The 13,312-nt window shown below is 70.3% G+C and carries 9 protein-coding genes; 6 read left to right on the top strand and 3 right to left on the bottom strand.

Going from position 1 to position 13,312, the window contains the following annotated elements; all coding sequences use genetic code 11:
* Positions 1-36 precede the first annotated feature (36 nt).
* From ACFVJ5_RS21875 to ACFVJ5_RS21860, 4 genes are all read left to right on the top strand, one after another.
* Positions 37-504 carry a universal stress protein gene (locus tag ACFVJ5_RS21875; protein ID WP_378635072.1) on the top strand — a complete coding sequence of 156 codons (468 nt, stop codon included), beginning with the start codon at positions 37-39 and terminating at the stop codon, positions 502-504.
* A 99-nt stretch (positions 505-603) separates the two neighbouring features.
* The gene (locus tag ACFVJ5_RS21870) at positions 604-1,758 is read left to right on the top strand and encodes an isochorismate synthase MenF (RefSeq protein WP_379222564.1); all 1,155 of its coding nucleotides are present in this window, start codon (positions 604-606) and stop codon (positions 1,756-1,758) included.
* 67 nt (positions 1,759-1,825) lie between these two features.
* Positions 1,826-1,996 (top strand): DUF2613 domain-containing protein, encoded by a 171-nt coding sequence (locus tag ACFVJ5_RS21865; RefSeq protein WP_022566695.1) that lies wholly within the window; start codon positions 1,826-1,828, stop codon positions 1,994-1,996.
* Positions 1,947-6,257, top strand: coding sequence for an alpha-(1->3)-arabinofuranosyltransferase (locus tag ACFVJ5_RS21860; protein ID WP_379222562.1), 4,311 nt, complete (start codon positions 1,947-1,949; stop codon positions 6,255-6,257). Before ACFVJ5_RS21865 ends, ACFVJ5_RS21860 begins: the two co-directional genes overlap by 50 nt.
* A gap of 7 nt (positions 6,258-6,264) precedes the next feature.
* Here ACFVJ5_RS21860 and ACFVJ5_RS21855 read toward each other — a convergent pair whose 3' ends face one another.
* Positions 6,265-7,458, bottom strand: a complete 1,194-nt coding sequence (locus ACFVJ5_RS21855; RefSeq protein ID WP_379222560.1) for an acyltransferase family protein — start codon at positions 7,456-7,458, stop codon at positions 6,265-6,267.
* A 146-nt stretch (positions 7,459-7,604) separates the two neighbouring features.
* Here ACFVJ5_RS21855 and ACFVJ5_RS21850 point away from each other — a divergent pair, with 146 nt between their 5' ends.
* Complete coding sequence (locus ACFVJ5_RS21850; protein WP_379222558.1) at positions 7,605-8,795, top strand: DUF3068 domain-containing protein; 1,191 nt, start codon at positions 7,605-7,607, stop codon at positions 8,793-8,795.
* Positions 8,796-8,876: 81 nt separating this feature from the next.
* Here the strand turns inward: ACFVJ5_RS21850 and ACFVJ5_RS21845 are convergent, their stop codons facing one another.
* On the bottom strand, positions 8,877-10,073 hold the full coding sequence (locus ACFVJ5_RS21845) for a polysaccharide biosynthesis protein (RefSeq protein ID WP_379222556.1): 1,197 nt from the start codon (positions 10,071-10,073) through the stop codon (positions 8,877-8,879).
* A 209-nt stretch (positions 10,074-10,282) separates the two neighbouring features.
* Here ACFVJ5_RS21845 and ACFVJ5_RS21840 point away from each other — a divergent pair, with 209 nt between their 5' ends.
* Positions 10,283-12,121, top strand: coding sequence for a hypothetical protein (locus ACFVJ5_RS21840; RefSeq protein WP_379222555.1), 1,839 nt, complete (start codon positions 10,283-10,285; stop codon positions 12,119-12,121).
* Here the strand turns inward: ACFVJ5_RS21840 and ACFVJ5_RS21835 are convergent.
* The gene (locus ACFVJ5_RS21835) at positions 12,118-13,284 is read right to left on the bottom strand and encodes a glycosyltransferase family 4 protein (RefSeq protein ID WP_379222553.1); all 1,167 of its coding nucleotides are present in this window, start codon (positions 13,282-13,284) and stop codon (positions 12,118-12,120) included. The genes ACFVJ5_RS21840 and ACFVJ5_RS21835 overlap by 4 nt on opposite strands.
* Positions 13,285-13,312 lie beyond the last annotated feature (28 nt).

Genomic DNA, 13,312 nt, shown 5'->3' with positions numbered 1-13,312 from the left:
AGGGAAAAGCCGCTCCGACCAGCGCAGGAGGTCGTCATGGCATGCGATCGGATGCTCATCGCCTACGACGGTTCCGAACACGCCAAACGAGCCATCGAGTACGCGGGGCGATTCCTGACCGCCGACCGCGCGATCCTGCTCACCGCATGGGAACCGATGGTGCGCCAGGCCGCGCGCATCTCCGGGCTCGCCGGGGTGATGCAGCCGGACTGGGTGCCCGACGAGGAGGTGGAGGACATCGCCTACTCCGACGCTCGCAAGATCAACGCCGAAGGCGTGCACCTGGCGAAGCTGGCCGGAATCGACGCCGAACCGCGCACCGCCGAGTGCACCACCACCATCTGGAACGCCATCGTGGACTGCGCCGATGAGCTCGACGTCGACATCATCGTCGCCGGTACGCGCGGTGCTACGGGGTTGCGCGCGCTGTTGCACAGCAGCGTCGCCGAGGCCGTTCTCAAGCACGGGCACCGGCCGGTCTTCCTGGTGCCACCGGAGCAGTAGCGGTTCGCCACACCGGATCTTCGTGGCGCCGTCGAGCGGTGAGAGTTCCGTCGCTCTCCCGGATCGGCGCCACATCGGCGGCGTTATGGTCGAAGCACCATGAACGAATTCCTGCTCGCTCGACCCGACGCGGTGTTGCGGACGTCAGGGGTGCACAAGACCTACTCCGACCCGCGGCAGGCAGTGGCGGCGCTGCGCGCGTGGCGGAGACAGCCCGACCACGTCGCGGGTTCGGCCGAGAAACGGCATGACTCGCCCGGCGCGGCACCGACATTGATCGTCGGAGCGCTCCCCTTCGATCCGCGCGAACCCGCGGCGCTCTGGCAACCGGAGTCGGTGCTGCACACCGCGGGACCGTGGCGGCCCGCGGCGCTCCCGGAACTACCCGGAGTACGCGTGGCCGTCGAAATACCCAGTGCGGCAGAGCATGTCGCGCGCGTGACGAAGCTGGTCGAGCAACTGGGCGACCCGGCGAACGAGCTGCGCAAGGTAGTGGCCGCACGGTCGATCGTGCTGGAGGCCGACGCGCCGCTGGATCCCGAAGTGCTGGCGGCACACCTGCTGACCAGGCATCCGAATGCCGCGGTGTACGCGGTCGACCTGTCCGCGGCGGGTCGATCCGGCGAGACGCTGATCGGGGCGACACCCGAGGTGCTGGTCGCGCGGCACGGCGACCGCGTCAGCCTGCATCCACTGGCGGGGACCCTTCCTCGCCGCGCCGATCCGGCCGATGACGCGGCCCAGGCGCGCGAACTGATGTCCAGCACGAAGAATCACGACGAGCATGCCTTCGTCATCGACTGGATCCGGCAGCAACTGGCCCCCGTCTGCGCGGAACTGCACATCCCCGACGCGCCCGAGCTTCTCGGCACCGAACAGGTCTGGCACCTGGCCACCCCCGTTCACGGCGTGCTGCGTGACCCGTCGACCACCGCACTCGACCTGGCCCTGCTGCTGCACCCGACCCCCGCCGTCAACGGCACCCCGTTCACCGCGGCCCTGGAAACGATCGCGACCGACGAACCGCGACGCGGTTTCTACGGCGGCGCGGTGGGCTGGTGCGGTGATGACGGCGACGGCGAATGGGTCGTGGCGATTCGCGGCGGCGAGCTCTCCGCCGATCAGCGGACGCTGCGGGCCAGCGCGGGCGGCGGGATCGTCGCGGCGTCGGATCCGCGCGCCGAGCTGGCCGAGACGACCGTCAAACTTCGCACCCTGCTGAGTGCCCTGCGTTGCGAGCTGCCCAACGACTGACCGAGCCCGGTAGACCTGCTAGGTTGGCCGGAGACAGGCCCCGACGTCGAGCGTATTGGAGTGCGCGATGAAGTTTGCTGTTCCGGCTGTTGCCAGCGCGGTCGGCGGCGCCCTGCTGAGCGCGATCGCCGTCTTCGCCATCACGGCGGCGGTGCAGCAGAACACGGCGCCCTCGATCGACCGCAGCGGTGACAAAGACTCGTCGCTGCTCAACGCCCCTGAATACGGCAGCCGCTGAGGCCGACGCCCGCGCGTCACGCCCCGCATCGGGGCAACCGGACAAGGCGCCACTGGGTTGGCGCTGGCTCGTCGGCTCGGTAGTAGCCGCCTTCGTACTGACCTTCGCGCAGGCGCCCGGCCTCACCGTTGCCGACACCAAATACGACCTCGCGCAGAACCCCCTCGGTTTCCTCGCGCGAGCGTCGCACCTGTGGAGCAGCCAAGCCCCGATGGGCCAGGTCCAGAACCAGGCCTACGGCTACTTCTTCCCGCACGGCGCGTTCTTCTCCGCGGGTCACCTGCTGCACCTGCCCGCGTGGGTCACCCAGCGCGTCTGGTGGGCGCTGCTGCTGCTCGCCGGGTTCTGGGGAATCGTCAAGCTGTGCGAAACGCTCGGCATCGGCTCGCGCGGGTCACGGGTGATCGCGGGCATCGCGTTCGCGTTGTCGCCGCGCGTGCTGACCACGCTCGGCTCGATCTCCTCGGAAACCTTGCCGATGATGCTGGCGCCGTGGGTGCTGCTCGCGCCCGCGGCACTGGGCACGGCGATCAAACGACGGCGCGGGGGCCCGCTCTCACCGGCGGGAAGCGCGCTGGCGCTGGCGTTGATGGGCTCGGTGAACGCCGTCGCGACCGTGGCGGCGTTCCTGCCCGCGGCACTGTGGTGGGCAACCTATCGGCCGAATCGGCAGTGGTGGCGGTTCACCCGAGCGTGGATTCCGCTGCTGGTCCTCGCCACCTTCTGGTGGGTGGTGCCGCTGCTGCTGCTCGGCAAGGTGAGTCCGCCGTTCCTCGACTTCATCGAGTCGTCGGGGGTGACGACGCAGTGGGCCGCGTTGAGCGAGGTGCTGCGCGGGACCGACAGCTGGACGCCGTTCGTCTCGCCCGAACGAATCGCCGGCGCGGTGCTGGTGACCCAGCCTGCCGCGGTGCTCGCGACCGGCTTGCTCGCGGCGGCGGGGATGGCCGGACTCGCCCGGTCGACGATGCCCTATCGGGGCAGGTTCGCCCTGATCCTGTGTGTGGGACTCGCGGGGATCTGCGCGGGGTATGTCGGGACACTCGGTGGGCCGTTCGCCGAATCGGTGCGGATCTTCCTCGACTCGGGCGGTGCGCCGCTGCGAAATGTGCACAAGCTCGAACCGCTGATCCGGCTGCCGCTGGTGGTGGGGCTGGCGCATCTGCTCGGCCGGGTCGCCCTGCCCGCCTCCGTGCCGATGCCGGTGTGGCGCAGCTCCTTCGCCCATCCCGAGCGCGACCGAATCGTCGCGGTCGCCGCGCTGGTGCTGGCCGCGCTCACCCTCGCGACCTCGCTGGCGTGGACCGGTCGGCTCGCCCCGCGCGGCGCCTATGACCGGGTGCCCGCCTACTGGAGCGACACCGCCGACTGGCTGGCGAACAACGCCGCCGACACCCGCGCGCTGGTGGTACCCGGTGCGCCGTTCGGCAGCCAGATCTGGGGACTCACCCGCGACGAACCACTGCAAGCCCTGGCGAGTACCCCATGGGCCGTGCGTGATTCGGTTCCCCTGAACCCGCCGGGCACGATTCGCGCGATGGACTCGGTGCAGCGGCTGATCGCCGACGGCAGGCCGTCGACCGGTCTCGCCGCCACCCTCGCCGACCAGGGCATCGGAATCCTGGTGTTGCGCAACGACCTCGACCCCGAGACATCGCGTTCGACGCGTCCGATGCTGGCGCACCGCGCGATCGAGGGCTCACCGGGCCTCACCAAGGTGACCTCGTTCGGCGCGAACATCGGGCCGCGCGCCGCGGATGCGGGGCTGGTGGTCGACAACGATCTCCAGCCCGCCTACCCGGCCGTCGAGATCTACCGGGTCGATGTACCGCCGCCCGGCACGCCCGTCGACGTGCGCAGCGGCACCGGCGCACCACCCGCGTTCCCCGGCGCGTACACCGTCCCGCTGGACTCGACACCCGTTGTCCAGGGTGGACCCGAAGTCCTGGAGCGTGTGCGCCGCGACAGCGAGAACCCGACTGCGCCAGTGCTTCTCGATGCCGACGCGCGACGCGCGGGGTTACCTCCGCGGCCTGTACTGCTGACCGACACCCCGATGGATCGCGAGTCCGATTTCGGTCGGGTCGACAACCACAACTCCGCGGTCCGCGCCGCCGACGACGCCCGGCGCACCCACAACCTGGTCCCCGACTACCCGGTCGAAGGCACCGAACTCGTGCAGGGCCAGTGGTCGGGCGCGAAGGTCACCGCGTCCAGCTCGGCCGCCGATGCCACCCAGATCGGCGGAGCGGCACCCGGCAGCTCCACCGCGGCCGCCGTGGACGGCGATCCGAGCACCGCGTGGATCAGCAATGGTTCCGAATTCGCTCTCGGGCAATGGATTCGGCTCGATCTCGACAAGCCGATCGCCAACGGCTCGCTGCGCTTCACCACCACGGCGGCGGCGCTGGGCGATCCGGTGAAGTGGGTCGAGGTGCGCACCTCGCGCGGGACGGTGTCGGCGCGGATCACCGAACCCGGCGAGCCCGTGTCCGTCGCGCTGCCCGCGGGCAAATCCGACTGGGTGATGATCAGTGCCGCTCGCACCGAAACCGGCACTCGTGGTGGGCAATTCGGGATCAGCGAACTCACGCTCGACGACTACTCCAACCGGGAAGCGCCGGAACGCGTGGATATCCGGCACCGGGTCGTGCTGCCCGATGTCGCCGCGGGGACCGTCGTCAGCGGGTGGGATCTCGGACAGGAATTCCCCGGTCGCGGTAACTGTTTCGACGGTCCCGACCGCGTGCACTGCAGCAAGGGACTCGGGCTGCCCGCCGAGGAGCCGGGCGTCTTCGGGCGCACTCTCTCGGTGCCGGAACCGCTCACCGTCGGCACCGACCTCACCGTGCGCACCCGACCCGGGCCCGCACTGGAGGCCTTGCTCACCGACCCGACCAGGCCGGTGGCGCGCGGTCAGGCCGATGTCGCCGATCTGCGCGGCGCGGCCTTCGCCGCTACGGATGGCGATCCGAAGACCACCTGGACCGCGCCGGAGTCCACGGTGCGTGAACCCGCGGGCGGCAGACCCACTCTGGTGCTGGAACTTCCGGAGCCGACGCTGGTGACCGGACTCGACATCACCACCGCACTCGGCGGCCTGCCCGCGACAGCGACCTCCGTCGCGGTGAACATGGGCAACGGCCCGCAGATTCGCGAGCTGCCCGAACGCGAACACGGCGAACCGGCCCGAATCTCGCTGTACCCCACCGAAACCGATCGCATCGAGATCAGCATCCAGAGCTGGAACGAGGTGCTCGACCGCACCGCGCTCGGCTTCGTCCTCACCCAGCCCGCGGGTCTGGCCGAGGTCGAAGTGCTCGGTCCCGAGTACCCCGCCCATGCCCCCGGCGACCGGCTCATCACCATCGGCTGTGAGGCGGGGCCGGTGATCGCCATCGGCGGACGCGCCGTGCACACCACGATCACCGCCACCGCCGACGAACTCCGTTCGGGTGCACCGGTTTCCGCGCGAGCCTGCCCCGAGGACGCAGCCGACATCGAGCTCCTCCCCGGCCATCCCGACCTCACCGTGGCCCCCACCGAACTCTTCACCGTCGACCGCCTCCGCCTCCCCCGCACCGACCCCTACCCCGGCGCGGACGAGACTTCGGGCAACCTCGACGAAACTGGCGAACCTGCACCTACTGACGCCGGGGACAACCCCGCCGCCCTGAAAGAGCAGGAGCCCGGCACTCAACTGCTGGTCCTTCCGCTCAGCACCAACGTCGGCTGGCAGGCGCACACCGCCGACGGACGGGAACTGTCGCCGCTCGTGGTCGACGGCTGGCAGCAGGCATGGCTCGTTCCGCCGGGGACCAGCGGCGAGATCACGGTGTCGTTCCCGGCGGACCGCTGGTACCGGCTGGCGATCTTCGGTGGGCTGTTGCTGCTGATTCCCCTGGTGCTGCTCGCCGTTCCGCGCCGACGTGCGGTTCCCGACGCCGGGCCCGCACCGGGCACCTGGGGTGTCGGCTGGGTCGCGGCGATCGGGCTGACCGGCGTGATCGCGGTGATCTCCGGGCCGTTCGGTGCCGCGTTCACGCTGATCACCTTGGGCTGTAACTATTTCCGGCCCGCGCTGACGGAGCGGACCCTGCCCTGGCTCGCCGGCCTCGGGACGCTGATCTCGGCGGCGGCCCTGTCGACCGGGACCTGGCGCTCCGGCACCGAATACATGGGCGGCTCGCTGTTGGCCCAGGCGCCGGCCGTCATCGCGGTCGTCGCCGTCGGGGTGGCGGCGCTCCCCCGCCGCCGCTGAGCGCGACTCAGCGCACCGCCGGACGCTGCGCTGATTCCGGCCCGTGTTGTTCGACTCGCGCGGACCCGGCCCGCCGATCCCAGCGGGCCGCCCAGCGGCGGGCCGGTTCCTCGATCAGGGCGAAGCTCGCGGCGGCCAACGGGAGCGTGAGCGCGGTGGTCAGGGTGATCACGAAGAGGAAGTCACCGTTGAACGGCATGATGCCGAAGACCGGGAAGACCACGGTGAGCACCACCAGGTGCCACAGGAAGATGCCGTAGGACCAGCGGCCGAGGATCGCGGCGGTGCGCGATTCCAGCCAGCGGTGCGGGGCGCCGGATCGACGCAGCACCAGGGGTGCGAGCAGGCAGAACCCGAGGATCATGCCCAGCACCATCTTCATCGCGTACTGCCACGGGTGCGCGCGTTCCAGACCGGCCGGGCCGCCGAACTCGGTCGCCGAGAGCAGGAACGCCGCGAGCGCCACCGCCCACATCAGCGGCTGACTCGACAGAGCTCGCACCCACCGGACATCGGGTCGCGCGAGGTGGATCAGTTCCGCCAGGAGCATGCCCGCCGCGAACCACGGCAGATAGGCGGGCAGCCAGTTGTCGGAGTGAATCGCGTCCGGCGTCGGGATCGGCCACAGATTCCAGGTCAGACACACCGCGACCAGCCCGCACAGCACCGGCACCCGCCACCGCGCCGCAGGGCCGCGCAGTCGCACGACCAGCCAGGCCAGCACCGGCAGCACCAGGTAGAAAGCCATCTCCACCGACAGGCTCCACATCTGGGTGAGGCCATCGGTCAAGGTCAACGGCACGAACACCTGCAGCAGGAACAGATTCGACACCCACACCCGCAGGTTCGCCGAATGCGCCGCGCCGGGCAGCAACACCAGCACGAACACCACCACGACCCAGTACGCGGGCATCACCCTGGCCACCCGGTGCAACAGGTAGCGAGAGGTCCGCGGCGCGCGGCCGAGCCCGTGCGCGGCCGCCGCGTGCGGGCGCCACAGCAGGAAACCCGACAGCGCGAAGAACACCGCGACCGCCATATCGAAGCGTTCCAGGATCGGGCCGAGCACCGGTATCCGGCTGGTTCCGGTCTGGAACGCGACATGCGTGACCAGCACTCCGAGCGCCGCCATCCCGCGCATCCCTTCGAGGGCGGGAATGAAGGCGCGCGGGGGCGGAACGGGGGCGGTGGCGGTCGTCATCGAGGTCCAGTCTGCCGTGTCGGCGATTTCCACGGCACAGCACCGCACCTTCGGGGCCTGGGCTGTTAGTGTCGGGGCTCACGAGTGCCTGTGGTGCAATACCAGACCACCGGGCCATCCGTGTTCGAACGACGAGGAGAGTTTGCATGGCACTGAGTGCCGGTACCAGAAGAACGGTCGCCTGCGTGCTCGTGGGTCTGGGCGCGGCGTTACTCGTCGCCGCGCTGATGATCCCCACCTACACGGTGAGCAAAGTCGCCAAGACTCCACTCGATCTCGAGATCACAACGATCGCGGAGAACCAGAAGGGCGAGGAGAGCCTCGTCCTCGACTCCAAGTCGTTGACCTCCGGTGACGGTGCCGCTGTGGTGAACAAGGATGTGCCGCTGGTCTCCCAGCGTTTCGTCACCGTCGAGGAGCCCTCCGACGCCGACGAGATGACGCTGCAGGCAGGTCAGACACTGCGGCGCACCGACGTGCAAGGCGATACCGGCCTGCTCACCGCCGTTATCGACCGCGTCACCATCTCGCGCACCACCGGCATGCCGGTGGACACCGACCCCAACGGGTCGATCGCGGTGACCGTGAACAAGGACGGCAGCGTCATGGAGCCGGTGCAGCACACCGGCATCGGCTACCGCTTCCCGATCGGCACCGAGAAGAAGACCTACCCGTACTTCGACATCAACGTGCGCAAGTCCTTCGACGCGAACTTCATCGAAGAGACCGAGATCAACAACATGAAGGTGTACCGCTTCCAGATGGAGGCGCCGGTCACCAGCACCTGGGACGTCGTGCAGTCACCGACCAACCGGCTCACCCTGCCCGCCGCCAAGTGGGGCGTGGAGGGTGGCGACACCCCCGTCACCATGACGCGCTACTACACCAACGTCCGTGACCTGTGGGTCGAGCCGCAGACCGGCACCGTGATCAAGGGTGGGGAATCGATCCACCTGTTCTACGCGCGGTCCGGGGACAAGCCCGAGGTGACCGCGCTGAAGTCGCACCTGGTGTTCGACGAGGCGACCGTCGAGTCGCAGATCGCCATCGCCAAGGAGAACACCGACAAGCTCTCGCTGTTCGGGCGTGTGGTGCCGATCGTGTTCGGCGTGCTCGGTGTGCTGGCGCTGCTGGCGGGGTTGTTCCTCGGACTGCGTGGCGGTGGCACTGCGGCTCATGCGAGTCCGCGGCGATCGCGTCCGACGCCCGCGCCCACCGCCGCTCCGGATGACACCGCGGCTTCTCGATGGGACGGCGACGACGCGCCGACTACGCAGTTCCCCCGCGGGGACTATGACGCTCCTACCGAGCAGATCGACATCGACAAGCGTCCCTAGGCGGACACGCTCTACAACAGCCCCGGTCTTCGGCCGGGGCTGTTGTGTTTCCTGGACACCTCGGGCGAAACCCGGGTTCGGTCAGTGCAGGACCGGGTTCGCGGGCGCCGGGTGGGTGCGGGCCGCGCGCAGAACCACGGCGGCGACGATCGTGGTGGTGACGGCGGCTACGGAGACGGCCGTGCCGATCAGGGATTCGATCGTGCGGGCGAAGGCGAGCATCAGGGTCACCTCGATGGCCAGGCCGATCCAGGTGACGGCGGCCAAGGCGGTGCGTTCGACCGCGATGGCCGAGAGCAGAGCGCCCTGGAGAACCGCCAGGATCGCTCCGTGCAGGGCGAACAGCCACAGCAGGCCCTGAATGGGGGCGTAGTCGGCGCCGGCGAACAAGGGGGCCAACGGGGCGGCCAGCGCGGCGCCCAGCACCGCGACGACGCCGATCACCGAGAGCACCGAGAGGGCGTCGCGGATCGCACGCGCGGAATGGGTGGGCTGGGCCATCCGGGGATACAGCACGACGCCGACCGCCTGCGGCAGCCAGAACGCGATCTTGGTGGCGATGGTGCCCAGCGAATAGCGGCTCGCGTCGACCTCGTCGAGGACGATGCGGACCACGATCAGGTCGACCGAGGACAGCGCCATCAGCGCCGCCTGCACCTGCACGGCACGCAATACCGGCAGGACGCCGACGGTCGTCGTCGCCGGTTCTCGACTGTCTCCGGCACCGCCACTGTCATCGGTCGGCGGATCCGCCGACCCGGTCGTCGAGCGCGCGATGCGACCGGCCACGATCGCCGCGCCGACGATGCCCGCCGCCCCCGCCCACAGCGCACCGGCAGCGCCGCCGCCCACGGCCAGCGCGAGCAGCGCGGGCGCCACCCGCGCCGTACCCGCCATCGCGAGCACGGTGGCGAGCGCGCGGAAGTGATTGCCGCCCTGCAGGATTCCCTGCTCACCCGAGAGAATCACCAACGCGGGCGCCGCGCCGAGTGCGGCGGCGGCGGCCCACACGCCCACGTCGAGCACCACGGCCACCACCGGAATCAGCACCACCGCGACGGCGGCGACCAACGCGGCGCACCGCCACATCATCGCCCGCACCGCGCGCAGCGACGCCCCGCGCACCACCTCCCTGGCCACCACGTTCTGCATGGCAAGGGCGGGGACCGCGCACAGCAACTGCACCGCGAGCAGACTCGCGAACTCGCTGTATCCCTCGACTCCCAACCAGCTCGCCGCCATCAATTGCAGCAGGTACCCGGCGACGTTGGCGGTCATGGCGCCAGCCGTCACCCAGGTCAGGTCGGCAACGACAGGCGGGCGGCGGACTGAGGACACGCTTCATGGTCGCATTTCACTGTGTTCGCCATCACGCCAACCCCGAAAATGTGAGTCCGAGCGGACTCACCTTTGCGCGATTCGCCCCCGAACAGCGCCTATTCGACCCCGGCCACGCCGCAGCCCGACGGGACGTAAGGTGCGTGGACGTGACGAGTAGCGGGCGAGCAAGGGCCTTGGTGGCCGGGTACTGCGCTCTGCTCACGATGATCATCGTCGGACCGCTCGCCGGATCGGGCTACCTGCTGCTGCGCGACGCGGTGAGCACCCCGCGTTCCTTCCTCACCGATTCGGCACTCGGCGTGGGCGCGGCCGCACCCCGCGCCGTTCCGCAGGACGCCGTGCTCGCCGTGCTCTCGCCGGTGATCGACGGCGGAATTCTCGTGAAGGCGATCCTGATCGTCGCGCTGTGGTCGGCCGGATACGGCGCGGCGATGCTCGCGCGGCAGTTCGCCTCCGCTTCTACCGGAGCACAATTGGTCGCCGCGACCCTCGCGTTGTGGAATCCCTATGTCGCGGAACGACTTCTCCAAGGCCACTGGAGCCTGCTCGCCGGTTACGCCGCCCTCCCGTGGACCGCGCTCGCCGCCGCGCGCATCCGAACAGCCACCAGCAGAACCGAATCCGGCGACGATGCGGGGGCGGACAGCCGATTCGGATTCGTCGCGTCGCTCGGCGGGTGGGCGGCGCTCACCGCGAGTTTCGCCGCTGCCGGGTTGACGCCGACCGGCTCGTTGCTGGCCGCGGTGATCGGGCTCGCGCTGGTCGGGCGGCGGGCCTTTCTCCCCGCCGTCGCGCTGTGGATCGTGACCTGCGCTCCCTGGCTGACCGCGACCGCGCTCGGGTCGGGGGCCGAGCCGTCGGACCCGGCCGGGGTCGCGGCGTTCGCGGCCCGTGCCGAACCGTGGCTCGGCACGCTCGGCAGCCTCGCCGGCCTGGGCGGGATCTGGAACGGCGAAGCGGTCCCCGCGAGCCGGACGACCCCGCTCGCCCTGGTCGGCACGCTCCTGCTGCTCGGCATCGTCGCGTGCGGGGTGCGGGCGGTCTGGGCGCTCGGACGTGACGGGCGCGCGCTGCTGGTGATCGCGGCGGTGGCGATCGTGCTGCCCGCCCTCGGCGCGACCAGCTGGGGGCTGGCCACCGGGGAATGGCTGGTGGTGCACGTTCCCGGCGCCGGACTGCTGCGGGATACGCAGAAGTACGTGGCGTTGGCGATGCCCGCCTACGTGCTGTGCGCGGCGGCCGCGTGCCGAACCGTCACGGTGGCAGCCCGCCGGCTACTGGCGCACGACCCGGAAGCTTCTGCCGCCCACCCGGAAATTCGCGATGACCGGACCGGATTTCGCCCCGCCGCAATCCTTTTCATTCTTCTGCTCACCCTCCCGCTGGCCGACCTCGCCTGGGGAGTCGGCGGCGCCGTGCGCCCCGTCCACTACCCCGCGGGCTGGCAACAGGTGGTCGACCACATCGACGCTCCCGGCGACACAGCGGTACTTCCCGCCGGGATGTTCCGCCGATTCCCTTACAGCGGAACAGCTCCCGTCCTCGACCCGGCTCCCCGAATCCTCCCCAACGATGTCCTGCAGACCGGCGAACTCCGAGTCCGCGGCTACGCGGTGACCGGCGAGGGCAACCGCGCCCGCACCGTCGAGCAGGCGCTCCTCGAAGGTGCCCCGGCCACCGAACTAGCGGCCCTCGGCGTCGGCTGGATCCTGATCGAACGCACCACCCCCGGCCCGCTCGGCGCCGCCGAGAAAACTCTCACCACGGCCGAACTGAAGTACCAGGACAAAGACCTGGCCCTCTACCGCGTGCCTTCCCCCACCCTTCTCGACATCGCCACCCCGGCCCAGCGCCGAACCTCCGCCGCGGCCCACCTGCTCTGGGCGGCCCTGCTGCTCACCGGACTGATCGCCGCGGCCGTGCGCCCGGACCGGACGGGCGCCCGGCGAGCAGATCGAGCGGCAGCAGGGAACCGAGTCGACTAGACCCGGGTCGGGGAGACCAATCCGCTGACGGTGCGACCGCGCGCGGCGGCGGCGAGGACCTCGTAGACACCGGCGCCGGTCTGTTCCCAGGAGAACTCGTTGGCACGGGCTCTGGCCTTCTCACCCATCACCAGACGGGTCTCCGGGTCGGCCAGGAGGTCACCGGCGGCAGCGGCCAGGGCGGGGGCGTCGTCGACCAGCAGGCCGGTGACGCCGTCGACGATGGAGTCGGTGAGGCCTCGGGAACTGCGGTAGCCGATGGTGGGAACGCCGTGCTGGGCGGCTTCGATGACGGCCAGGCCCCAGCCTTCCTTGCGCGAGGGCATCACGTGGACCCAGGCCGTCGAGAGGATCTCGTGTTTGCGGCGTTCGTCGACATGGCCGTGGAAGGTAACGGCGTCGGCGATGCCGAGGGCGTCGGCGCAGGCACGCAGGTTGGGCGCCCACCAGCCGTCGCCGATGACGTCGAGGCGCACATCGGGGAAGCGTGCGCGCAGGTGGGCGACCGCGGTGAGGGCGTCTTCGATCTGCTTGTGCGGAACGAGGCGCGACAGGACCGCGATGCGCGGGTGGGTGGCGCGGGTGGCGTCGTCGCCGGGGACGACCTCGGCCGGGACCGGTTCGGCACCGTTGCGGACCACGGCGATGCGCTCACGGTCCACCCCGAGCACCGACAGCTCCTCGGCCGACGGCAGCGACACGGTGAGGTACTGGTTGTCGCGGTGCACGCGCGGGGACAGCGTGGATTCGATCCACCAGCCGATCCGTCCGACCAGGCGACCGGCGACCGGCCACTGCTCACGGTGTCCGTGGTGCACCAGCACCACCGAGGGCACACCCGTCGCGGTGGCGAAGAAGGGAATGCCGTTCTGGGTGTCGATCACGACGTCGGGGCGCAGACCACGCAGCGGGCCGATACCGAGCCGACCGGCCACGATGGCGGCGAGCGCGCGGGGGTACACGGTGAAGCGACCGCCCGCGCGACTGATGTCGATGCCGTCGATCCGCTCACGCTTGGGTGCACCCGGGTAACCCGCCGTACGCAGGGTGACCTTGATGCCACGCGCGGCCAGCTGGGCGCCTACCTGCTCCAGATACCGTTCGCTGCCGCCACCCTGTGGGTGCCCGGTGTCACGCCAGCAGAGTAGGAGGACTTCACGCACGGTCGGGGCTCGCATTCGGTTCGGTGGC

Source organism: Nocardia sp. NPDC127606 (assembly GCF_042671725.1).
GTDB lineage: Bacteria > Actinomycetota > Actinomycetes > Mycobacteriales > Mycobacteriaceae > Nocardia.
The sequence above is the reverse complement of the archived record's forward strand: the minus strand, read 5'-3'. Positions and strand labels throughout refer to the sequence as shown.